The sequence below is a fragment of the Metamycoplasma alkalescens genome (assembly GCF_900476125.1).
In the GTDB taxonomy this organism is placed as follows: domain Bacteria; phylum Bacillota_I; class Bacilli_A; order Mycoplasmatales; family Metamycoplasmataceae; genus Metamycoplasma; species Metamycoplasma alkalescens.
On record NZ_LS991949.1, the window covers coordinates 491,739 to 517,518 of the forward strand.

The 25,780-nt window shown below is 29.3% G+C and carries 18 protein-coding genes, 1 tRNA gene and 2 rRNA genes; 1 reads left to right on the forward strand and 20 read right to left on the reverse strand.

What is annotated here, in order from left to right:
* Window positions 1-4: 4 nt before the first annotated feature.
* From D2845_RS06535 to D2845_RS02185, 4 genes are all read right to left on the reverse strand, one after another.
* Window positions 5-964, reverse strand: a complete 960-nt coding sequence (locus D2845_RS06535; protein ID WP_110858288.1) for a thermonuclease family protein — start codon at window positions 962-964, stop codon at window positions 5-7.
* Between the two features lie 74 nt (window positions 965-1,038).
* The gene (locus D2845_RS02175) at window positions 1,039-3,180 is read right to left on the reverse strand and encodes a P68 family surface lipoprotein (RefSeq protein ID WP_110858289.1); all 2,142 of its coding nucleotides are present in this window, start codon (window positions 3,178-3,180) and stop codon (window positions 1,039-1,041) included.
* Between the two features lie 256 nt (window positions 3,181-3,436).
* Window positions 3,437-4,270 (reverse strand): hypothetical protein, encoded by an 834-nt coding sequence (locus tag D2845_RS06540; RefSeq protein WP_110858290.1) that lies wholly within the window; start codon window positions 4,268-4,270, stop codon window positions 3,437-3,439.
* Between the two features lie 143 nt (window positions 4,271-4,413).
* Window positions 4,414-4,498 (reverse strand) — tRNA-Leu (locus D2845_RS02185).
* Window positions 4,499-4,643: 145 nt separating this feature from the next.
* On the opposite strand from D2845_RS02185, the gene D2845_RS02190 reads away from it, so the two are divergent.
* Window positions 4,644-5,129: a dUTP diphosphatase gene (locus D2845_RS02190; RefSeq protein WP_110858291.1), complete on the forward strand. Its 486-nt coding sequence runs from the start codon at window positions 4,644-4,646 to the stop codon at window positions 5,127-5,129.
* Window positions 5,130-5,206: 77 nt separating this feature from the next.
* On the opposite strand, the gene D2845_RS02195 is transcribed toward D2845_RS02190, so the two are convergent.
* The 16 genes from D2845_RS02195 to D2845_RS02270 form a co-directional block, all read right to left on the reverse strand.
* Window positions 5,207-6,292 (reverse strand): M42 family metallopeptidase, encoded by a 1,086-nt coding sequence (locus tag D2845_RS02195; protein ID WP_110858292.1) that lies wholly within the window; start codon window positions 6,290-6,292, stop codon window positions 5,207-5,209.
* Between the two features lie 297 nt (window positions 6,293-6,589).
* Window positions 6,590-6,964, reverse strand: coding sequence for a hypothetical protein (locus tag D2845_RS06545; protein ID WP_002882007.1), 375 nt, complete (start codon window positions 6,962-6,964; stop codon window positions 6,590-6,592).
* Window positions 6,965-7,248: 284 nt separating this feature from the next.
* Window positions 7,249-10,160, reverse strand: a 23S ribosomal RNA gene (locus D2845_RS02205).
* Between the two features lie 186 nt (window positions 10,161-10,346).
* Window positions 10,347-11,867: ribosomal RNA gene (locus D2845_RS02210) — 16S ribosomal RNA — on the reverse strand.
* Together the 16S and 23S rRNA genes form the textbook arrangement of a ribosomal RNA operon.
* A 508-nt stretch (window positions 11,868-12,375) precedes the next feature.
* Window positions 12,376-12,846, reverse strand: a complete 471-nt coding sequence (greA, locus tag D2845_RS02215; RefSeq protein WP_002881994.1) for a transcription elongation factor GreA — start codon at window positions 12,844-12,846, stop codon at window positions 12,376-12,378.
* A gap of 4 nt (window positions 12,847-12,850) precedes the next feature.
* Window positions 12,851-13,588 (reverse strand): BC85_0335 family putative methyltransferase, encoded by a 738-nt coding sequence (locus tag D2845_RS06550; protein WP_110858353.1) that lies wholly within the window; start codon window positions 13,586-13,588, stop codon window positions 12,851-12,853.
* Between the two features lie 30 nt (window positions 13,589-13,618).
* The gene (locus D2845_RS02225) at window positions 13,619-13,936 is read right to left on the reverse strand and encodes a hypothetical protein (RefSeq protein ID WP_002881992.1); all 318 of its coding nucleotides are present in this window, start codon (window positions 13,934-13,936) and stop codon (window positions 13,619-13,621) included.
* Window positions 13,936-14,370, reverse strand: a complete 435-nt coding sequence (gene ruvX / locus D2845_RS02230) for a Holliday junction resolvase RuvX (protein ID WP_002881991.1) — start codon at window positions 14,368-14,370, stop codon at window positions 13,936-13,938. The genes D2845_RS02225 and ruvX overlap by 1 nt, the downstream gene beginning before the upstream one ends.
* Window positions 14,370-17,024, reverse strand: a complete 2,655-nt coding sequence (gene alaS, locus D2845_RS06555) for an alanine--tRNA ligase (protein ID WP_110858354.1) — start codon at window positions 17,022-17,024, stop codon at window positions 14,370-14,372. The genes ruvX and alaS overlap by 1 nt, the downstream gene beginning before the upstream one ends.
* Before the next feature lie 24 nt (window positions 17,025-17,048).
* Window positions 17,049-18,161, reverse strand: coding sequence for a tRNA 2-thiouridine(34) synthase MnmA (mnmA, locus tag D2845_RS02240; RefSeq protein ID WP_110858355.1), 1,113 nt, complete (start codon window positions 18,159-18,161; stop codon window positions 17,049-17,051).
* A gap of 103 nt (window positions 18,162-18,264) precedes the next feature.
* Window positions 18,265-19,671: a DUF2179 domain-containing protein gene (locus D2845_RS06560; RefSeq protein WP_197712587.1), complete on the reverse strand. Its 1,407-nt coding sequence runs from the start codon at window positions 19,669-19,671 to the stop codon at window positions 18,265-18,267.
* A 5-nt stretch (window positions 19,672-19,676) separates the two neighbouring features.
* Window positions 19,677-21,116 (reverse strand): replicative DNA helicase, encoded by a 1,440-nt coding sequence (dnaB, locus tag D2845_RS02250; protein WP_110858356.1) that lies wholly within the window; start codon window positions 21,114-21,116, stop codon window positions 19,677-19,679.
* Window positions 21,117-21,150: 34 nt separating this feature from the next.
* Window positions 21,151-21,588, reverse strand: coding sequence for a 50S ribosomal protein L9 (gene rplI, locus D2845_RS02255; protein WP_110858357.1), 438 nt, complete (start codon window positions 21,586-21,588; stop codon window positions 21,151-21,153).
* Complete coding sequence (locus tag D2845_RS02260; protein WP_110858358.1) at window positions 21,569-23,539, reverse strand: GGDEF domain-containing protein; 1,971 nt, start codon at window positions 23,537-23,539, stop codon at window positions 21,569-21,571. Before D2845_RS02260 ends, rplI begins: the two co-directional genes overlap by 20 nt.
* 417 nt (window positions 23,540-23,956) lie before the next feature.
* Entirely contained in the window at window positions 23,957-24,811 is an 855-nt protein-coding gene (locus D2845_RS06565) for a hypothetical protein (RefSeq protein WP_110858359.1), read from the reverse strand.
* Between the two features lie 227 nt (window positions 24,812-25,038).
* On the reverse strand, window positions 25,039-25,737 hold the full coding sequence (locus tag D2845_RS02270; protein WP_002881979.1) for a pseudouridine synthase: 699 nt from the start codon (window positions 25,735-25,737) through the stop codon (window positions 25,039-25,041).
* Window positions 25,738-25,780: the final 43 nt, after the last annotated feature.

Below are 25,780 nucleotides of genomic sequence, written 5' to 3' on the forward strand. Positions count from 1 at the left end.
ATTACTATTTTTTTACTACTTGTTTTGTTTTTAAAAATTCATAAATATTATTTTGTGGGTTATTATAAAGTTTTCGATGTTGTTTTTCAATATTAAATGGATATAGAAAACGATATGCATCCGAAATTAATGCTGACCCATGGGCATCAAAAACTTCAGAAAATTGTTGTGGATTTTTAAATTTAAGAGTCTCTTCTTTACCATTGATAGTAACTTTATGGCCTTCAGTTCGATAAAATCCTCTTTTTTTAGTATATCCATCATTGAAAGCTTTTGCTGCATAGTAAGCCAAATATGAAGATATAACTGGCTTAATTTCTTCATTATAATCAGTTACAAATGATTTAAAATCGCTTTCAGAAATTCTTAGCATTGTATAACCATTTGCTAACATTTCAATATCAAATTGTTTTTCAAAATTTTCCCCAAAGAAAATATAAGCAACTTTTCTATCATAGCTTCCTGAAGCTCAATTATCTGAAATCAATCTGACAGTTGTGCCTACAGGTAGCAAAGATCTAGCAAAAGCAGAATCATAAGCTGCTAATCCTTTTTCTCTTTCAGATGCATCCCCATATTCTTCTAATGTATCAGTAAGTGGAACTCTAATTCTTAACTCAGTACCTGGTTCAAACATTTTTTCTTGAGTATCTGAGATGCTTCCTTTTACAACACTAAATCATATTGTATCACCATCAACAACTCTAGTTACTTTTGCTTCAATTGCATTGAAGTTTTCTCATAAAGATTTTGTAACTTTTTTTTCTTCTCTTGTTTCACGATTAACAATTTCAGTTCGTGTAAATTTTTGGTTAAATATTTCTCCGACTTTATGATAATCTTCTACTCCAAAAAATGTTTCATTCAATTTCAAGTTTTCAAACTCAGTATTTGAGCATGAAATTGCTGCCATTGGAGTAAATAAAATTGGCATTGTTAGAAACAAACTTAATTTTTTTTTCATTTTTTACCTTACTTAATAAAAACAACACAAATTTGTGTATGTTTTTATTTTTTATTTAATTTTTGTTATTTATTTTATTTAAATAAATTGCTAATTTGTTTCATAAAATCTTCAAAAGTAATGGCTGTATTTGATGTGTATTGTGCCACCATTTTTCTACCAGCTGTACTAATTGAATCTCTTAATTTATCTGATAGTACTGATGAGACATCTTCTGCTAATTGATAATTATCTGCATCTTTTATTGCTAGATTAAAACTTTCAAATGCAAGTTTTGTAGCTTCATTTAGTACTTTTATAGTTTCTTCTTTTTTATCATCAGCAAAGTATGAGTTTGTTGGTGAAATATAATTTCCAAATCTATTAAAAGCATCAATAGGTTTTATATTTTTATATGTTTGACTGTATTTTTTTCTTCTTAAGGTTATTTCAGGAATATTATGTGTAAACATTCAATTTACAAATAGTTTAGTTCCTTTATTTTCAGGTTCATTGGCATGAATTAATACCATTGAAGGACCTTGAGCAAATATTGATTTTTTATCTCCATCTTTATTAACTAAAGGGTAATTAATTCAATCAGCATCATTTTTATTTAGAAGTCCATCACCGCTTATTGTTTCATTAGAAATTGAATTTTCATCTAAAACTAAAGAATAATTTTTATCATCATCAAATATTTTTCCTAGTAATTTAAATTTACCTTTGTGCTTATCATCTAGTTTAAAACTATTTACAACAGTGCCTTTTGAATCTCTTCCTAAAATTAATGAATTATTATTTTCATCATATTCATATTCCAATAATTTAGCATTAAAATTATTTTTCAATTCATTTAAAAATTTATCTTGCTCATTCTTTGATTTAAACTTCTTGTCATATCTTCCAATTTTTGATTTTGAATCATGAGAATAAATTTTATTTATTTTATCGTCTCCGTCTTCAAATCTTTTAAATTTTGAAATTACATCGCCATTTGAATCTGGTTTATGTAAATTAAAGTATCTATTTTTATCAATTTCATTTTCTTTTTTATCAACAAAATAGATTTTTGATGATGTTTCTTCTATAAATGTGTTATGTCAGCCTGCTGTTGAACCTATATTTAATGCCATGTTATGTTTGGTTAAAATATTTGATCCATAAGCACCGCCACCACCAACTCAAATAGCGCCTTCCTTAATTCCTTCAAATACCAATTTTAATAAATCTTCAAATACTTTATTTTGAGGAGTATTTTTTTCTAGAAATGACTCATAATCATATCCGCCAGTAACTTCATGTTTGTCAGATGGTGTAATATAGCCTTTATTTAAATCACCTTTTGATTGTGAAGCATTCATAACATTTATTGAGGTTGCTAATGAATCAATTCCAAGAATTGGACGGTTCACATTTTTTGGAAAAAGTTTCTTTGCAGCAATAGAGAATTTAATCAATTTTTCATATGATTCAAAAATATCATCTGCTAATTTAATATTCATACTTAAAATATCTTTTTTTACTTTTTCTGTATCGCTTGCTTTATCTTTATTTCATTCAGTATCTATATGGTTCTTTTTAGGTGACTTAGAATAATAATCAATATATTCATTAACCTTTTTGACATTTTTTTCTTCAATTGTTAAATCGACTTCGCTTTTCAAATCATTTAATAATTTGCCTAGTACAAGTTTATTAACAGATTGCATTTCAGATGAAACACCAAATGGAACAACTCATTTTTCATGATTTTTGTTTCCAGCAATTGGTTTGTTAGTATTTTTAAATACAGATGCCAAGTTTAAATTATCAAATTCCTCATCAGATAATGCTAAATTCATTTCACTTTGAGCTAAAATTGAGGCTGCTTGTGGGTAATTAAGAAGGATGTTTCAAAATGTATTTTGGTCTTTAGAAGATAATTTATTTGATAATGGACCAGTATTATATCCATTAGGCAAAAATACTAGTTCAACTGGTAAATATCCTTTTGCTGTTCTTCCTTTTTTTTCTTCATCAGAACCTGAATTTAATCACTTATTGTATTCCTCAACAACACCTTTTATTGCAACCCCTTGATTATTGGTTTCTGATAGACCTGTTGCTAATTTTAAAATTCCATCATTTTTTTGATCGAATTTTTGTGATCCACCACATCTAGCTGCAACTAGAGGTAATGCACATAATGCAGCAACTGAAGCCATTGATATTAAAATCTTATTTGATTTTTTCATATTCGAATTATTTGTACCTTTCCTTTTGTTTGTTATTTTTTTTAATAATTTTATTTTCCTATTTTTATTTATATTATTCTAATCCTCCTAATCCTCAAAATTTATATCATAAATAAAAACACACCGTCAATTAGATACCTAATTGGTAGTGTGTAGTTTTTTTAGTCTCAAGTTTTGATTGTGTAATTCACATAATACATTTTACTATAAATTTGACAAAAACAACAAGAATTGACAAACTAATTTTGCAATAAAACTATCTTTTAATTAATGATGAATTTAAATATTTAAATTCAAAATTATTAAATGATAGGAAATAAAAGTCATTAAAACTATTGTAGTTTTTGATTCCTTTTAAAAGATAAAATTCATAAATTGTGATTGAAACCATTAAAGAAAAAATTGTTGTTAATAAGATAATTAAAATTCTTGTGATTGCTGAAACTGAAATTACATGGTCTAAAATTTGTTTTTGGTGCACAAAAATAATTAACAAAAGTAAAATTGATTCAATTGCTAGCGGAATTAAAAGATCAAGAATGATAATTTTTGTAATTGCAACACTTTTTTGTTTATTAAAATTTGGCGTTAAAAATGAATGCAATGCAAAATCGGTATTAATTTCATTCACTAAGTTTCGATAATGTGGTGACATCATTGAATAATCAAGAATTTTTGCAACAATGAAAATAAACTCTGTTTTTGTCATTTGTGTTGCTGTTTTTTTATAAAGTTCTTGAGGAATTTTTGAATCCTTAAAAAAAGTATATTTGGTTTTGTTGCGCAAGGAATTTAAATATGAATAATAAGAGAAATAATCCTTAATATAAGATCGTTTGATTAAATCTAAAAAAATAAAGGCAAAAAGTATCGTTAACCTTCCTGAAATTAAACCTGTTACAACACTTACAACAATGTCATTAATTAATCTAAATGAATCATCATGCGCATATTTATTTTGAAAAATTGCAACAATATAAATAACTAATAATCAAGTGGCAAAAATTGCAGTTAATAACAAAATTAGATATCAACTTGAATATAATTCATACTTTTTAAGTTTTTTTAATTCGTTTTTGCGGTTATTCATTTTATGCTTTTAATTCCTTTATCAAGATTAAATTGCGACTAATAACTATAAATTATAAACAAAAATACTTATTTCGCAAGAGTTTGAAATAAGTATTTGGCTAAAAAAATATTTTAAATTTGGTAATTTTTTTAAAAATTATTTGGTGCTCCAGACTGGACTTGAACCAGCACGGCTTTTAACCGGTTGATTTTGAGTCAACTGCGTCTGCCATTTCGCCACTGGAGCATTTTTTTTATTAATCTTAAATTAGCATATAAATTATAAAATATATTTTTAAAAACTGCTTCAAGAAAAGTTTGATTTTTTGTTTGAAAAATAAAAAAAGTTTCTTTTATTAATTAAAAAAAGATATCACATATAATATTTAATTATGAATTTAGAAGAAATATTTGAAGCCCAAAAGATTTTAGACAAAGTTTTTGCTGCGTCAATTACAAAAAAAGAAAAAGTTTTCTTTGATAAAAAAATTGTGATTGCGCTTTTGGTCGAACTTGGTGAATTCGCAAATGAAGTCAAATCTTTTAAATATTGAAAAAAGAATAAACAAACCGATCGAGCAAAAATTCTTGAAGAATATGCTGATGGGATTCATTTTATTACAAGCATTGCATATCCGCTTTCAGTTTCATCACAACTAAATCCAAAAATAAAATATAAAAATTTTGTTTTACAACTTGGGCACACTTATAAATTATTTACTAATCTAATCGCACAAAAAAATCAAGAAAATGTCACGAAAGCATATGAGGCTTATTTGGGTTTGGGACAATTAATTAATATTACGGAACATGAAATAATTGCTGCTTACATGGCAAAAAATAAAAAGAATTATAAACGGATTGAAGAAAAATATTAATTTTGTAAGCTATTTCTCTTAAAAAATAATAAAAAAATGCGGGATTTCTAGTTTGAAATTCTGCATTTTTAAATTTTTTAGTTATATTTAATTTCTTTTCATGTTGCTTCATTAAAATCTTCAAGAAAATGAATTAATAAATCCCCGGCTGCAATTAAATCTGAAATTGCACAAACACCAATTGGACTATGTAAATATCTTTGCGGAAGTGAAATTGTTAGTGTTGCTGCGCCACCGTGGGCAAATTGTAGTTCATGAGCATCAGTACCACCACCCATCGCAACAAATTTATAGGTTGGAATTTGATATTTTTTTGCAATATTTTGAAAAACTTTTACTAATTTTGGATCCATCATTGTTCCGCGATCCTTAATTCTTAATGCAGCACCCTTATATAAGCTTGTATTTCCAGGAATTGTATTTGGGGTATCATGTGAAGCACAAGTATCCAAAGCAATTGCAATTTGAGGTTTAATTAACGAAACACTTGTTCTGGCGCCTCTTGTTCCAACTTCTTCTTGCGCTGTTCCAACTAGATATAATTCAACATCTAAATTTTTAGTTGCAATTTCTTTTGCAACATATTCTAACACCGTGACTCCTGCCCGATTATCCATTGCTTTGCCCCCAATTAAGTTAGGGTCATTAAAGAAAATCGTTTCACCTGACATATAAACTAAATCACCAACACCAGCACCTTGTGAAATTGCATCTTCCTCAGATTTAAACCCAAAATCAGCATATAATTCATTATTAGTAATTGCTTTTGATATTTCGCTTTCTTGCATAATATGAATACTTGTATGTCCAAATACACCAAAAAAAGTTTTGTTTTCATCAGTTACTAATTTCGCTTTTGTTCCAATCACAGAAGAAGGTCAAATTCCTCCAACTGGAGATAAAAATAATTGTCCTTTTTTATCAATATTACGCACAATAAAACCAACTTCATCCATATGTGCAGCAATCATGATGCGAATTGGATTTGGATTTTTTGATTTTTTTCTAAAAATAACTGAACCCAAATTATCACGACTTATTTCAAAATCAAGACTTTTTAATTCGTCTTTAAGTTCATTTACGACGGGTTCTTCATAACGCGACATAGCTTCAATATTCATATATTTAATTAAACGATTTTTAAATTGTTCTTTTTTATCCATAAGAAAACCTTTTTTTTAAAATTTAAGTATGCATAAATTGTAACAAATTAAAATCAATTATTTTTTATATCTGAATTAATAAAAAAACAGCATGCATTCCTTTTTAAAATACATGGTGATTTTGTTTTTAATTCATATTTTTTGTAAAAGAATTTTTTTGAGAAAAATAAATTATTAGTGGAATATAAAGTAACATAATTGTAACAAAATAAAGAAAAAATACAATGAAACTTCAATGCACTCTGTCTGCGATGACATTAAAAACTGCTGAAATAATAATGGAAATTAAAGCTAAATTTAAGATGACAAAAAGGCAATTGAATTTTTCTTATTAATCTTTGGATTTTTGTTGTAAAGCTGCAATTTATTAATAAAAAAGATTGCAAAAAAACTTTTTAAAAAGCCATTTTTATTGCTTATAAGAATAAAAAATTTAGTGACATAGATAAGAAATAAAGAAAAATATATTAATGAAAAAGAAACTGGGTAAAGATATTTTCAATTCAGATATCTTATATGTCTTTGTGGTGTTTTTGGTAAGGAATCAAATTGCTGATTATAATTTTTTGTTCAAAGAAAATAAAAACCAATAAAAAATAATGCCAAAATAAGAACAATGTTTAATAATAAATCAAAACTAAAAACAATTTTTTTAATACTTTTATTAGTCATGCAATCCTTTCTTTTAATAAGAAACTTTTTTTGTTTTTTTAGTGCTATAAATAAGAAATTTTCTTAAAAATTATTAAACTTCTTATTTAATTTTTAAATTAAAAAATACATAATTTATAAATAGATTAAAAGAATTTTGTTAATTAATTTTAAAAAACAAGTTCAATTTAAATTTTAAATCTTTTTATACTAAATTTAAAATAAAAAGAGTCGATTAAGACTCTTATTTTTGTTTCTTTGAAAACTGAATATCGCACTTTTTTTTAGATTACTTCTATAGAATCACTATTAAACCAATCAATTTATTAGTACTGGTCAGCTGAATATATTGCTATACTTACACCTCCAGCCTATCAACCTCATAGTCTATAAGGAATTTAATAGGGAATACTCATCTTTGAGGGGGCTTCCCGCTTAGATGCTTTCAGCGGTTATCCCTGCCGTACTTGGCTACCCAGCTATGCTTTTGGCAAAACAACTGGAACACCATCGGTACGTCCACTCCGGTCCTCTCGTACTAAGAGTAGCTCTCATCAATATTCCAACGCCCACATCAGATAGGAACCAAACTGTCTCACGACGTTTTGAACCCAGCTCGCGTACCGCTTTAATGGGCGAACAGCCCAACCCTTGGAACCGACTCCAGCTCCAGGATGCGATGAGCCGACATCGAGGTGCCAAACCTTCCCGTCGATGTGATCTCTTGGGAAAGATAAGCCTGTTATCCCCGGGGTAGCTTTTATCCGTTGAGCGACGGCCTTTCCACAAAGAACCGCCGGATCACTAAGTCCTGCTTTCGCACCTGCTCGACTTGTAGGTCTCACAGTCAATCACACTTCTACCTTTATGCTCTCTGATACGGTTTCTGACCGTATTGAGTGTAACTTTGAACGCCTCCGTTACCTTTTAGGAGGCGACCGCCCCAGTCAAACTACCCACCACACACTGTCCTCTTACCAGGTAATGGTAACAAGTTAGAAGTTCAATTTAACAAGGGTGGTATTTCAACGGCGACTCTTCTTAAACTAGCGTTTAAGCATCATAGTCTCCCACCTATCCTACACAAGTTAAATCAAACTCCAATATGAAGTTATAGTAAAGCTCCACGGGGTCTTTTCGTCTAGATGCGGGTCTCCGGCGTCTTCGCCGGAACCATAATTTCACCGAGTCCAATGTCGAGACAGTTAAGAGATAATTACTCCTTTCGTGCAGGTCAGTATTTAGCCGACAAGGAATTTCGCTACCTTAGGACCGTTATAGTTACGGCCGCCGTTCACCCGGGCTTCACATCAATGCTTCGCAAATGCTAACACCTTTGCTTAACCTTCGGGCACTGGGCAGGAGTCACCCCATATACATCGTCTTACGACTTAGCATAGAGCTGTGTTTTTGATAAACAGTTCCCCCTTACTATTCACTGCGGCCCACTTTTTAGGGTGGGCATCCCTTCTTGCGAACTTACGGGATGAATTTGCAGAGTTCCTTGACATTGGTTTTCTCGCTCGCCTTAGAATACTCATCTTGGGGACGTGTGTCCGTTCTTGGTACGGGTTTCATATAAACTTTATGTTAGAAGCTTTTTTAAGAGGTATGGAATCATCCAATTCGCTACTTGGTCGCCCTTTTGCTATGCATCATAACTCCCGGTTAAAATTATGCGGATTTGCCTACATAACCCAGTTGTTATTTACCCCACAATCCAATAAGTGGTAGTACTATCCTCCCCCGTCACTCCATCACATTTATAGAAAGTACAGGAATATTAACCTGTTGTCCATCGGCTACGCCTTTCGGCCTCGTCTTAGGACCCGACTAACCCTGGGTGGACGAACCTTGCCCAGGAAACCTTCCCCAATAGGCGTCAGAGATTCTCACTCTGAATCGTTACTCATACCGGCATTCTCACTTGTAAGCGCTCCACCAGTCTTCACAGTCTGGCTTCAATGCCCTTACAACGCTCTCCTAACGCATTTTTATATGCCCGTAGCTTCGGTATTGTGTTTTAGTCCCGTTGAATTATCGGCACAGAGTCTCTCGACTAGTGAGCTATTACGCACTCTTTAAACGATGGCTGCTTCTAAGCCAACATCCTAGCTGTTTAAGAAACTCCACAACCTTTCTCACTTAACACAATTTTGGGACCTTAGCTGACGATCTGGGTTGTTCCCCTCGCGTGCATCGACGTTATCACCGATGTACCGACTGCATAGTAATTCATGATAGTATTCGGAGTTTGATTATAGTCAGTACAGCTAGGCGCCGCCATTCCATATTCAGTGCTCTACCCCCATCACTTAACACTACACGCTAGCCCTAAAGCTATTTCGGAGAGAACCAGCTATCTCCAAGTTCGATTGGAATTTCACCCCTACCCACAAGTCATCCGGGCACTTTTTAGCGTACTACGGTTCGGTCCTCCACTTAGTGTTACCTAAGTTTCAACCTGCTCATGGGTAGATCACCTGGTTTCGGGTCTATATCAACATACTAATTTTTGCGCCCTCTTAAGACTCGATTTCTCTACGGCTTCGCTTTATTCCACTTAACCTCGCATGTTGACATAACTCGCCGGTCCATTCTGCAAGATGTACGCCATCACCCATTAACGGGCTCTGACTAACTGTAAGTAATTGGTTTCAGGATCTATTTCACTCCCCTCTCGGGGTTCTTTTCACCTTTCCCTCACGGTACTAGTTCACTATCGGTGTCTGATTAGTATTTAGCCTTACCAGGTGGTCCTGGCAAATTCAGACAGGGTTTCACGTGCCCCGCCCTACTCAGGATACTACAAAGAGATTTAGCCATTTTGCTTACGGGAATTTCACCCTCTTTGTTTAAGCATTCCAACTTATTCTGCTATGTCTAAATTTTTTAAAACTCTTAAAATGTAGTCCTATAACCCCAACAACGAATGTTGGTTTGGGCTGTTCCCCTTTCGCTCGCCACTACTGAGGGAATCATTCTTTATTTTCTTTTCCTGCTGCTACTGAGATGTTTCAATTCACAGCGTGTCTCTTCATTTGACTATTTGATTCATCAAAATGATAATTGAGGATTAGCTCAATTGGGTTTCCCCATTCGGAAATCCCCGGGTCAAAGCTTATTTCCAGCTAACCGAGGCTTATCGCAGGTAATCACGTCCTTCATCGACTTTCAGACCCAAGGCATCCACCAAAAACTCTTATCTTGTTTAATAGTTGTATAAGACCTATTGTTTGTCTTTTGTATGATATATTCTATAGGTTGATCTAAACTTTGAAATATTAATAATTTAATTTTTCAATGTCGATATTCAGTTTTCAAAGAACAAAAAGAGAGATAGATCTCTCAAAACTGGATACAAATCATTTCTCCATAACAAAAGTATGTGTACTCTCCGTTGAAAGGAGGTGATCCATCCCCACGTTCTCGTAGGGATACCTTGTTACGACTTCACCCCAGTCACCAGTCCTACCTTAGGCGGTCGCCTCCGAGGTTAGCTAACCGACTTCGGGTATTACCAGCTCCCATGGTGTGACGGGCGGTGTGTACAAGACCCGAGAACGTATTCACCGCAGCGTAGCTGATCTGCGATTACTAGCGATTCCGACTTCATGGAGTCGAATTGCAGACTCCAATCCGAACTGAGATCGGTTTTTTGAGATTTGCTCCATGTCGCCATATTGCTTCTCTTTGTACCGACCATTGTAGCACGTGTGTTGCCCCACTCGTAAGAGGCATGATGATTTGACGTCATCCCCACCTTCCTCCCAGTTACCCAGGCAGTATCTCTAGAGTCCTCGACATGACTCGTTAGTAACTAAAGATAGGGGTTGCGCTCGTTGCAGGACTTGACCAAACATCTCACGACACGAGCTGACGACAACCATGCACCATCTGTCACTCCGTTAACCTCGACTATATCTCTATAGCTTTGCGAAGGATGTCAAGAGTGGGTAAGGTTCTCCGCGTATCTTCAAATTAAACCACATGCTCCACCGCTTGTGCGGGTCCCCGTCAATTCCTTTAAGTTTCACTCTTGCGAGCATACTACTCAGGCGGATCATTTAATGCGTTAGCTGCGTCAGTGAATTCTCCACCGACTAATGATCATCGTTTACGGCGTGGACTACCAGGGTATCTAATCCTGTTTGCTCCCCACGCTTTCGTCCCTCAGCGTCAGTATAGACCCAGTAAGCTGCCTTCGCCTTTGGTGTTCTTCCATATATCTACGCATTTCACCGCTTCACATGGAATTCCGCTTACCTCTATCCAACTCTAGTTTACCAGTATCCAAAGCGAACCAGGGTTGAGCCCTGGGATTTAACTCCAGACTTAATAAACAGCCTACAAACGCTTTACGCCCAATAATTCCGGATAACGCTTGCGACCTATGTATTACCGCGGCTGCTGGCACATAGTTAGCCATCGCTTTCTGACAGGGTACCGTCAGCTTGGAAGCATTTCCTCAACCAAGTTTTCTTTCCCTATAACAGCACTTTACAATCCGAAGACCTTCATCGTGCACGCTGTGTCGCTCCATCAAGCTTTCGCTCATTGTGGAATATTCCCTACTGCTGCCTCCCGTAGGAGTTTGGGCCGTATCTCAGTCCCAATGTGGCCGTTCAGTCTCTCGACCCGGCTAAACATCATAGTCTTGGTAGGCCATTACCCTACCAACTAACTAATGTTCCGCACCCTCATCCTCTAGTGGAGCTTTAAAGGCTCCTTTCACAACAAAATCATGCGATTTTATGCGTATCCGGCATTAGCCAATGTTTCCATTGGGTATTCCAATCTAAAGGGTAGATTAAGCACGTGTTACTCACCCATTCGCCGCTAGGTTTAAAAAACCTCGCTCGACATGCATGTATTAGGCACACAGCCAGCGTTCATCCTGAGCCAGGATCAAACTCTTAAAAATTAAAATTTGATTTGGTTATTTTATTATTATCTAAAATTATTTCAATTATTGAAATTAAAATTGACGTTATGGTATTTGTATCCAGTTTTCAAAGAACTATCATAAAACACTTTTTATTAAAATTAAGAAGTATTTACAAGTAACAATTATACATTAAATAATTTTTTATTTTAAATAAAAAAATAAAATTTTTATTATTTGTAATGTTTGTAACCTAAGAAAATAAAACTAATTCAAAAAAGGTACTGCTTAATTATATAGGAAATATTTTTGATTAATTAAAAATAAATTAATTTTTTTAGTTTGCTTACGAGGCCAATGAAATTTTAGTGATTTATTAAGTAATATAATAAATATTTATAATAAATCTTAATTTTTTAGGATAAATAAAAAAGATAAAAAAATATGACTATTTTCTAGTCATATTCTAACGTTTATATTTTTATATAATTGACAACATCGAATTTAATGTTATAAAAAGCATAAATTAATAATATTTAAAATTATTTTACATAATTGATTCAATTCGAACTTTATATTTTTTTGGCGCATCAACCTCAACAACTTCATCAACCTTATGATTTAAGATTGCTTTGGCTAAAGGAGATGAATTAGAGATTTTGCCATTAAATGGATCAGCATCAAGTGCACCAACAATTGTCGCTGTAAAAACAGTTTTTGATGTTAGACTCAATAACTTGACTGTTGAACCAATTCGAACAATATTTGACCCTGATGTATCTTCATCAATTAAAATGACATTTTCTAAGATATGTTGAATTTCCAAAATTTCATTTTCGATTGCAGCTTGTTTGTCCCGTGCTGCATCATATTCGGCATTTTCTGATAAATCCCCTTGATTTCTTGCTTCTTTAATTTCTTCAATAACAGCCGGTCTTGCTTCTTCTTGTAAATAAATTAGCCGTTTTTTGTATTGCTCAAACCCTTCTTTTGTTAAATAATTTTTTTTATCTTCCATAAGTTTAATTTTCTTTCTCAATAATTTCTTTAATATTATTTTTTGCTAAAAGTATAACATTTTTATTTTTGAATTTTAATGTTTCATATCGTAAATCAAAAAATCTCGCAATTTCTTGAATTTTTTTAATTTTTTCTTGTTTATTATTTTCAATAATCATCATTCCTGAATCTTTTAAAAAAGGAATTTTTTTAGCAATAACTTCTTTTAGATCTTGATTTTTTAAGTCTAAAAGCACAATTAAATCAGCAAAATCATTTAGTTTATCAACATTTTTTATCAAAGAAAAATCTAGATCTGGAAATTGATTTTTTAATTCATTGTTAAGATTAAAATCTTCTTTGCCATTTCAAGATACTTCTTTTTTTGCTAAATTAGTAATTGAAAGTGCTAAGTAGTTATTATTATTTTCTAAATAAATCTTTTCATAATCATTCAAATAAATTGTATTAATCACAAAGCAAGTAAAAAAATCATTTAGACTATCTTGATAAAAGTTTTTAATTCCATCTAAAACAATTCCAAAATTTGGATTTTTTTCTCCTAGCTTTGCAATTTCAGTTTCTTCATTTAATAATAAATATTTTTTAGAGACTCTTTTTTTATATCAAAGACTTAAAACTAAAACAATAATTGCAATTCCTAAGGCAACAAAAATCGAAATAATTAAACCAATTCTTGTGTTTGGTGATAATTTACTTGTATTATTAAAAATTGAAGCTTTATAAGAAAATTTTAGCATTTAAATATCCAAAAATTAAGTACATTTTTGTTAGTTTGGTTCATCAAAAAAATGTTCCATTAAGCTCTTGCCATTTTCATCAACCAATTCATTTTCTTCAAGAAATTGGTCAAATAAATCAAGTAAAATCTCAATGATAGCTTCATCCTTAATTTCAACTAATTTGTCGTTTTCGATTTTAGCAAAAATAAAAGCCTCTTTATCTGTTAAGACTAAAAAATCTTCGCCATTTTCTTCTATTTCAAAAACAACATATAATTTACTATTATCATCCAAAATAATTTCACGATCTTGAGAATAAATATTAATTTTATTTAATTTCTTTAACTCTTTTTGTTCTTCAGTCATTATTTGTTTGACTCCTTTTTTAAAAAATCTTCTAAGATTATTTGTGCTGCTAGCGCATCTTTTTTTTGTTTTCTTTGCTTCCCATTTAATCCTGCTTCAAATAAAATATTTTCAGCAGCAATTGTACTTTGTCTTTCGTCTTGCAAAACAATTTCAATTGGAATGATTGCTTCTAAACGTTTTTTAAATTTTTCAACCATAAATGTGCGCGGACTTTTAGATAAATCCATTCGCAAAGGATATCCCAAAACAATGCAGTCAATTTCATTTTTATATTGACTTTCATACAAAAAAAATTCAATTTTTTTAATCACATCAATAAAATGTCATTCTTCAAACTTTAATGTTTCAAGCGCAAATGAAATTGAAGCATTTAAATCACTAATTGCAAATCCACATGTTTTTGTCCCTAAATCTAAAGCTAATTTGCGCATTAAATTAATTCCTTAAGGACATCAATTAATTGATTTTTTGCTAAATTTGTTGCAATCGATCCTTGACTTACTTTTTGATTTCCCCCACCTTTACCATCAAATTTATTAAGAATATTTTTAAAAATTAAGGAAGTATCAAACTTGATTGAATTAAGAATTAAAAAGTAATTGTTATTTTTTGTTTCAATCAAACCAAAAATGATTGCATCAGGGTTTTTTTCACGCAACTCAATTGTAATTTTTCTTAAATTATTAATTTCATTTTCAAAAACAAAAAAGATTTTTTTGTCATTAACTAATTGGGATTGATACAAACTAACATCAATGATTTGATTATTTTTTTCTTTCAGAATTTTTTTATAATCTTCTCGAATTTGGTGCTCAATTTGTTCATAAGCTTCTAAAAGTTCTTCTTTATTTTTAACTGATTTAGGAATTGATTTTTCAAATGAAATTACATAGTCAGCTTTTAGTTGTTGGTTGTTTCTAATTAAATTTTCTAGTAGTTCTTGTTTTGCTTTTATTTCATTTTCTAAATATGAATTAACAAATTCATTTGATGTAATAACTCTCAAACGATAAATTCCACTTCCTTTTGAATCAACTGAAACAATTTTGAAATTTTCAATTATCGATGAATTTTCAACATGGGTCCCACCACAAAGATCTTTTGTAATTCCTTCAAACTCAACAACACGAACACTATTTGCATCATGATATTCTGATTCTGCAATTGTCATATAAGCTCCTAACTCTTGAGCTTTTTTAACAGAAGTAATAATATAATTTCTTTTTGCATGCATAGCAATGTAATCATTCATGATATTCTCAATATTTTTAATTTCAGTTTTTGTTGGACGATGGTCCAAACCAAAATCAAATGTAAAGTGATCAAAATGAATATTTGAACCTAATTGCTCGATTACATCGTTTTGATATGTTTTTCTCAATGCATGAAACATAATGTGTGTTGAACTGTGATTTCTTGCATAATTAATTCGTTTATAAGCATCAACATAGCAAGTAATTGCATCTTCTTGATTAATTTTCCCTTTAACAACATGCACATGGTTTCAAAATTTATCTTTAAAAACATCTAAAACTTCAATGTAATTATTATTTTGCAACATATAGCCAAAATCATGATTTTGACCCCCACTTGTTGCATAAAAAGGAGTTTTATCCAAAATTAAATAAGAGAGATCATTATCTGAAGTTGTTTGTTTAATTTTTTCTTCTTCATTTAATAAATACAAAATTTTTGATTTTGATTCTAAAAAATCATAACCAATAAATTCTGAGACTTTATTTGGAACTAATGATAATGAATTAATTACTTTTTGCATTCCAACTTCAGTATTTGCTCGTGATTTTTCTTGGTGTTTTTTTAAATATTCTTGAAATTCATTTAGATTAATTTCAATATTTTTTTCTTTAAGAATCTCTTTTGTTAATTCAATTGGAAAACCATATGTGTCAAACATTTTAAACGCTGTTTTTGCATCAATGAAACCATTTTTTTCAAGTTCATTTTCTAAAAGCTTTTCACCATCTTGAATTGTTTTAGCAAATATCTCTTCTTCTTCCTTAATTACTTTTGTTACTTCATTAACATCAAAATCATAAATTAAAGAATTTTTCACAGCGGCAACTAATTTATACAAGAAAGCTTTTTCTTCAATTCCAAGCGAGATTCCTGAGCGGTAGGATCTTCTTATTAAACGCCGAATAATATAGCCTCTTCCAACATTGGATGGTTTAACACCATCACCAATTGCATTTACACTTGCCCGAATATGGTCAGCAATAATTTTAAATAATGTATTGATTTTAGTTTGGGCTGGATTCTTGACAAAATAATTATTAATATCATAATGAAATTTTGTTAATTTTTCAACTTCTTTAATAATTGGTAAAAATAAATCTGTATCGAAATTTGTCGGAGCATCTTGCATAATTGAAACAATTCTTTCTAAACCCGCCCCAGTATCAATATTTTTTGTTGCTAATTCTGTGTAATTGTTTTCCCCATCATTATTAAATTGTGAAAAAACAATGTTTCAAATTTCAATATAGCGATCATTTTCAAGATCATTTTTTAATAACTCAATTCCCCGCGAATCGTATTTTTCTCCACGGTCATAAAAAATTTCTGTATCTGGTCCACAAGGTCCTTGACCAACATCCCAAAAATTTTGTTCTTTTGAACCCTTAATTAGATGTGTTTTATCAATTCCTAAATCAATTCATTTTTGATATGTATCAAGATCTTTTTCAAAATATGTAATATAAATTTTTTCTTTTTCTAATTTTAGAACATCAAAAATAAATTCATATGCAAATGCAATTGCTTCATTTTTAAAATAGTCACCAATTGAGAAATTACCAAGCATTTCAAAAAAAGTATGATGTCTTGAAGTCACCCCAACATTTTCGATATCATTTGTTCGAATTGAACGCTGAGAATTAGTTAGTCTTTTTGCTGGAGGAACTTTTTTGCCACTAAAATAATCTTTTAAAGTAGCAACACCAGAATTTATTCATAAAAGTGAGGGATCATTTTGGGGAATTAATGATTTTGATTCAATAACTAAATGATTTTTTGAAGCAAAAAAATCTAATCACATTTGCCTAATTTCTTTTGATGAAAGCATTATTTTTTCTCCTTAATCTAGACTTTATAAATAATCTTTTTTGGTGTTTTTGAAAAAAACTTGATCAATGATTGCGGCGCCAATAACCTTATTGTTTTCATAAATTACAACTTCTTGACCGGGTGTGACTGCTTCAGTTGCAGGGTATGTAACTTCAATTTGATTTGTTTCTAAAATTCTAATTTCACAAGGAATATCTTTTTGGCGATAACGAAATTTTGCACTTAGATTTGTTTGACCATATTCTTTTGCAATTAAATTTCAATTAATTCCAATTAATTTGTCTGATAATAAATATTCAGGATGATCATCATTGGCAACATAAATAATTTTTTTTGCAATGTCGTGCCCCACAACAAAATATGGTTTTGCAAATCCACCCAAATTTAGGCCTTTTCTTTGACCAATTGTGTAATACATTGCTCCAAAATGATTTCCAACAATTTTTTTAGAATGAATATCAATAATATTCCCTGGTTGCGCTGGAATATAATTTTCTAAAAACTTTGCAAAATTACGTTCACCAATAAAACAAATACCTGTTGAATCTTTTTTTTGTGCTGTAGCTAAATTTAATTTATTTGCAATTTCTCTGACTTCTTTTTTTGTTAAATTTGCTAAAGGAAAAATTGTTTTTTTTAGTTGTTCATTACTTAGTTGTGCTAAAAAATATGATTGGTCTTTAGAATCATCTTTTGCTTTAAATAATTCCCCATCAACTGTCTTAGCATAATGACCCATAGCAATATAATCAGCATTTAAATGATCAAAAGCATAATCAGCAAAAGCTTTAAATTTGATATATTTGTTACAAAAAATATCTGGATTTGGTGTACGACCAACTTTGTATTCATTGATTAAATATTGAAAAACATTATCCCAATATTCTTTTACAAAATCAACGCGGTGCAATTTAATTCCAAGTTGATTAGCAACATTTTTTGCATCTAAATAATCTTGTTCTTGGGGACAAATATCATTTTTTAAATCTTCATTTCCTAAAAAATCATGGTTTAAAAATGAATCTCAATTGCGCATGAAAAGTCCTTCAACATCATACCCTTGCTTTAGCAACAAATATGCACAAACACTTGAATCAACACCACCACTCATTCCCAAAATTATTTTCTTAGACATTTTGCTCCTAAATAAAAATATATAAAATTATAAGGTTTTTTAACAACTAAATTTGAATTTGTAACCAAACTTAATAAAAAAAGAGGCTTTTTTAAAAAGACCCTTAATCAACAAACGATGTATCAAATTGACCAGATATACCATGAATACTTGAAATTGTTATTCATGCACTTTTATCAACTTTTTTGACTTCTTCCAAAATAATATCTCTTTCAAAAAATAAAGCAACTGTTTCAATTTTACCAAATTCATTATGACTAAATCCACCAACACCATTGAAAATATTAAATGGATGCACATAATTAATTTTCTTAAATTGTTCAGCAATTAATTCTGGGTATTTTGAATAGATTTCAATTTTTACTTTTTTATATTTTGGATAAAATTTATTTACCAAAATTGTAAAGACAAGTAAGTATGCAATTGTACCTAAAATTCTTACTAAAAATAAATTTCCATCTCAAACGTGTCCAGTAATATTTCTTGTATATTCAAGAGATCCAACAACAATTGTTGAAAATGCTGAGAAACAAATTGAAACTAATAAGAATGCATTGCCAACTGGCTTTTTATTTTTATAAGCAATATAGTTTGAAATAACTGAAGACCCCCCAATTGAACCTCTTTGTCTTCAAGCAATAATTGAAGCAAATCCTTCAGTTAGAGCACCAAGAATCGCATAGAAAATAACAGGTCAATTTTGTCCATCATAAATTCCATAAATTTTTGTTTGATTTTTTCCATTCAAAATTTGTGGAATTAAATTATTAAGATTAATATTTTTTATGCCCACTGATTGTTGAATATCCCCAATATTATCGACTATATTTTTCAAATCATTTCCACCAAATTGATTTTGTAAATAAATTGCAATTTCTTTACCTGATTGACTTAATCCTTCAACCTCATTGCCCATTGCAACATTTAGAATATTGCTTATATTATTTGGATCTTCATTTTGTAATTTTGTAAGAACACGGGTATCAAAACCAAAAGGATCCCAATAATAATTTGTTTGTCCAATTGGATTATAAAAAGAAATTTTTTGATTAATAAAATTAACAATAGGATTTGAACCACGACCATTATATTCAATAAAAATTAATTGCACAATGATTTGAAAAAACATTCAATAATAAGTTAAGACCATAAACATTCGTGGATTTAATTTTCAAAAAGCAAACATCAGCGGTAAGTTTACTAATACATAAAATAGTCCAAAGAATTGTGCTGTTGCTGGGGCTGTAAAAGTAATAATTTGTGATAATGACGAAGTTCCAGAAGCAATTGTTGCAGCTTTTTTTAGAAAAATTGTTAGACCAATATTATATAAAAATGAACTAAGTAACATCCACATTACCTTTTTAGGGTATTTTTTTCAAATATTGAAGATGTTAACTTTTTGGGGATTTAGAATTGCCATTTTATCAGCTTTTTGTTTTTGTTTTGCTTCAGCTGAAAGTTTATTTTTGGTAATTTTTTTATCGAGTTTTTTTAATTCTTTGTTCATCATCTCTAATCTTCCTTTGTTCTTTTAATACTATCTAATTGGGTTTTAATTTTATCTTTTGCTACTTTGTCATAAATAAAACGATTATATTCCGGAACAAAAAGTAATTGAATTGTTTTTGTTGCGCCATGCCGATTTTTTGCCACAATTACATTTGTTAATGAAGCTTGAACTTTTTCTTGATCATTTTCATTATTTTGGGCTTGTTCATTATTTTTTTTATTTTTATAATAATCATCACGGTGTAAAAAAACAACCCGGTCAGCATCTTGCTCAATTGCTCCTGATTCTCTTAAATCTGAAATTAAAGGAGTTTTATCTTCACGTTTTTCAACATTCCGACTTAATTGACTCAATGCAATAATTGGACATTCTAATTCACGGCCTAATTGCTTTAATGAACGCGAAATTTTTGCTACTTCTAATTGTCGATTTTCTTGCGAACGTTTTGAAGCATCACCAATTAATTGCAAATAATCAATAATTACTAAATCAACTTTTGCATTTCTTGCAAAACGTTTTGATAAGGTTGATATATCTGAAATTGTCAATGTTGCTTTGTCATTAATAAAGATATTTCAAGTTGACATATCTTCAACTGTGTGAATCAAGTTTCTTTGATCCTCAATGTCTAAATCTTTAATTTTCAATCTTGCAATTGAAACTGATGAATCAATTGCCATCATTCTTTGAACTAATTGCGGATTTGACATTTCTAAGCTAAAAAATAATACTGTTTTCCCTCTTTTAGCAACATTATTAGCAATATTTAAGGCAAAAGCAGTTTTCCCCATTGCTGGCCGAGCTGCTAAAATCATTAAATCACCCTTATTAAGTCCTAAAAGTACTTCATCAAGTTCAGGAAATCCTAATTTTAGTCCTACACCTATATCATTTTCTTCTTTTTTTAGAATTTGTTGCAAAATTGTGTTGGCTGTGTCACCAATTTTTTCATATGTTGAATTGATTTCAGATATATCAATATTAATCAATGATAGCTGAATATGCGACAATAAATCAGAAATATTAAAAACTTTATTTTTGATTGTATCTTCAACTTCTTTTACTAATTCATCCAAACGATCAATTTTATATTGATCAATAATATTCTTTGCATAAATTTCAATTTCACTAATAAAACCAGCATTTTCTGATAAATAACCTAAATACTCAGCTGGTGACATCATGAATGAAGCAATTGCATCAAATTGCTTATTTTCTTCTAAGTAAACAACTAAGTTTGAAATATCAAACTGCTTTGAATTATTATTAACTTCAGCAATTGCATTATATAAGATTTGATGACTTGGAAAATGAAACATTTCTGGACGAATGATTACACCAATTTTCAAATATGCTTCAGGGGAGATTAAAAGTAGCCCCAGCAATGAGGCTTCATTATTTGCAATTGCGATTTCTTTCGAACTTAATGATCTTTTATCCATTTTGTCACTTTCTTTTAATTAATTAAATATTCATTTATTTTTCTTCAAAAATTTCAATTAATAAAATTGCTGTTACTTCATCATGCAATTTAACATTGATATAATGTCTACCAAAAGTATTATATGAAGCTTTTCCCAACGCATGCGGTCCGATTTTTATATTCTTCTTTAACAATTCTTTTTCAATTGCTTTGTTTGTAATTGAACCATGAACAACATTGCGATTTGATTTTAAAGAAAAATTTAGAGTTAATAATTCAATTTTTTCTTTAATTTTTGTTGCCTCAGCAATTTCTTTTTGATAGTCTTCTTTAATATGTTTTTTAACTCTTTCTAAATTTGCTAGTGTTTGCTTATTAAAAGGTTGCGCATAACCATTTTTTATTAAAAAATTTTTTGCAAAACCATCATTAACCTCAACAATTTCGTTTAATTTGTAATTTTGGTATTGTTTAATTATTATTACTTTCATTTTTTACACTCACTATTGCTTGAATTAAATTATCAACAAATACTTCAAGTTTTTCATCACTCTCAGCAGCAGCAGTACCAAAATGACCACCGCCATTAACTTCCTCAGCAATTAATTGCACATTTGTATCAATTCCCCTTGCTGACATTTTATATTTTTTGGTGCCAATTAAGCCCCCAATTACAAATGCTGCTTTTCTGCCACTGACTCTTAAAATCTCTTCGGCAGCAATTGAAATTACATCAGGAGAAACAAAAATATCTTTATATGCCAAAAAATATCCAGGTTTAATTTCAGCCAAATTTTCTAGTAACTCAAAAACTTGGCCAAAAACTTTTTCATTAAATTTTAGGTTGTTAACTGAAACTGAAATTTTTGCTCCTCATTTTTCTAATAATGCAGCAGCTGAAAAAGTTTTTGATGAAGTTTGTTTTTTGAAATTATTTGTATCAAGATAAATTCCATCCAATAAACGTTGTGCAGTTTCACTATCAATCTTATCAGCGTTGTTTGTAATTGCAATCATTTCAGTTACAATCTCTGAAGCTGATGAAGCTAATGAATCAATGTATAAATTCTCTTTATAAATAAAATTAGGATTTGAATTTAGACGGTGATGATCGATGACAATTATATTTTCTTTTTCAATATTCTTAAAAGCTGATTTATTTTCAATGCGATTTTCTGCAGAAGTATCACAAATTACAACTAAAGTTTGTGAATCATTCAAATGTGTTGCTTCTGTTGGATTAATGAAAACTTGTTTTTCAATTGGACTTAAAAGATTAAATGCTTTTTGCGCTGTTTCATCAAAAGTCTTATTTTGAATAAAAGCTTCTTTTTGAAATGATTTTGCTAATTTATAAATTCCCCAAGTTGATCCTAAAGCATCTAAATCAGCATTCCGATGACCATAAACAATCACTCTATTAATATTTTTTGATTTTAATTTATTGATCAAAATATTTGCAATGTAGGAAACATTTGTTCTTGACATATCAATATCAATTTCTGAGCTCGAACCATAATAGCGGGGTTTTTCATCTTTTGTAAGAACTGTAATTTGATCCCCGCCCCGGGCTTTAGATTGTAATAAAGCTTCTCTTGCTAATTTATCCAATGTTTCAAATTTAAAAACACCATATGAAAATCCACCTGAAAGTGTTAATGAAATTCTTTTATTTAAGTTTTTATTATTAAAATTTTGAAATGGTTTAAATCCAATTTTTTCAAACGAATCAAGTGTTTCTTTATTTGTGATAATAAAAAATTGCCCATTTTCATATTGATGATAAACAATATTATATTTTTTAGCAATTTCATCAAACAATAAACTGAAGTTTGAATAAATTTTATATAAATCATCTTGCGATAAAGAAACTTGATATAGATTGATATTGTCAATATGAATTTCTCCCAAAACAAGTGATTGTCTTTTGTAGTCATCAAGTAAGCTACTTTGAAATGTGATATCTTTAAAAATTACAACATTTTTTTCAAAGTTAATATGTACTTCATATTGATAATTACCTTTTTGAAAAATAAATGTATTATTGCCATCTTTTCAATCTTCAACCATAAAAATTTCTTTAATATTTTTGCCAATGATTGATTGCTCAAATTTTTCTAAAATAAAATTTGTTGCTCAAATAATTTTGCCATTATTTAAAAAAACCAAAATTCCAATCCCATAATCACTAATTTCATTTTGAAGATATTGACTCAATGTTCGGTTTACAACAAGCGATTCTTTTAAAAAACTCCGAACAAGAAAAGCAGTATATATTCCTAACCCAAAAATAAGCAAGAAATATAAGACAATGATTGCAAGTTTTCATTCTGTTGAAAAACTAAAAATACCTACAAGAAAAATAATTGTAGGAATGATAAACAAAGTTAATATTTTAATAATAAATATTAATAACCTTCTTTTATCTGCTTTTATTGTCATAGTTTAAATTATACAAAATTAAACCAAAAAAAGCAAAGGGATATAAGAGTAAGTCTTTATAGAATAATTTGAAAATAAAAAATTATTATTTTTTAATAAAACTAATTTGAAAAAACGAAGGTATAACATATATTTTTCATTGCAATTTATTGGAATAATAAAAATTTAAAATACTAAATTTTTTGAAACATTTGATTGTTATAAAATGTTGATTAAATAACTAAAATAATTAACTTAATAAACAAATAAAGTTCTATATTTTTTTCTAAATAATTAGATATTTTTTTGTATGTTTACAATTAAGTTTCATTAAAAAAAGCAATTTTATTTAAAACTTAATTCTTTTTTTAAAATAAAAAATCCCCTATAAAAATAGAAGATTTTTCATAAAATTAAAATTTGTTTTTACATATTTTATTATTTTTCATAACAAGGGATAACTAAAAATGCTGCTAAATAAACATTTTTATTCTTATTTTCCTTATTTGCAGCAATTATAATCATTGCTTTAGCTAAATACATTAAGGCAAAAATAATTGGGAATAAAACAGTTATTGTAAGCATATCAGTTCAACCACTAATAATGTTTAAATAAACTGCAATTTCAAGAATTATTAAAATCAAGAAATAGAAAGCCAATGTTAAAATAATTCATAAATAATTTGCAACATTATTACATTTAATGTATTTATTTGCTTCCTTGCTAAAAGCAAATGGAACTAATATATTATCAAATAAAAACATTTTTATTAATGATGCGCCTGCAAAAGCAATAATAATGTTATTTGCTCAAACACCAGGAAGAACAGGATATCCTAACCCTGGAATTAGTAGCATAAAAGTTAATCCAAAAATCAAGAAATATAAAGAATATCAAATTGCATTAATTCAAGTATTTGTTCAGATTAATTTTGACATTTCTTTTTTATTTTGTATTACATCATATAGATGTTTTGCAAGACTGCTTTTTTGATTGTTTTTTAAATCGTCATTTTTTGCAAGCAATTTATTTGTAATTGGCAATACAATCATAAAATTAATAATTGTTAAAAAGGTTAAGATTAAAATTTTTGCAATTGTGTAACCAAAAATTGCTTTAGTTCCAAAAGAATGATGTTTCATTAGTGTTAAGACTATATCAGTAATAAAAAAGATTGCTAAAACAATTTGAATAAATACACTAAAGAAAATCCCGATATTTCTTTTTTTGCTACTTTTCATTGAAAATAGTGTTCAACTTGCTAATGAAGTTGGTAAAGTTATATTATTCATATATATAATCTCCGTTTTTTCTTGCTTGTTTCTTTATAAACAAGATTACTAAATATAAAATATCTCAAAGATCAAATTAAATTAAAAATTTGTAAGATTACAATTATAAATATTATTGAAATTATATTAAATAAAATTTAATTAATAAAGAAACAAAACTTTATGTTTTTTTAAAAAATTATATTATATTTTTAAAAAAATTGCATTAATATTAATTTTAATTGAATTTATTGCTTAAAGACCAATTGAAGTTCATCAAGAGAAATTTCTTTTAATTGCCCAATTTCATGTTTTTTATCCAATTTTAATTTCCCAATTTGAATTCTTTTTAGATACTTAATTTCATAACCAAAAAATTTCAACATCTCTTTTACTTGATGAAATTTTCCTTCATAAATTGTTAAATATCCAGAATTATTTGATAAGAATTCAAAATGATATTTTTTAACATTGTAATCATTAGAAATTAAAATTGGTTTCGGGAAATGATTTTTAATTTTTTGATCAAACTCAGTTGTAATTTCAAAATAATATTTTTTTGCAATTTCAAATTTAGGATTCATAATTTGGTGTCCTAATTTACCATCATTACTAATTATTAATAATCCTTCAGTATCTTTATCCAATCTTCCATATGCAAAAAAACTATTTGGATCTAGATCAATTATTTCAAAAATTGTTTGATTCAATTTATCAAAATTAGCAGTCACATAACCACTTGGTTTATTAAAAATAAAATATTGGTTTGCTTTATAATCAACAATTTCATTATCAATTTCAACCACATCTTTTTTTAAATCAATTGAAATTGGTTTTTTAAGGATTTTTTTATTTACCAAAACACGGTTTTGATGAATAATTTTTTTTGCATCATTTCTTGAAACATTTAAATGTTGGGCAATAATTTTTTCAATTCTTATTCGCATTTTTAATATCCAATATACCTTTCAAAATCTAACTTTTATTTCA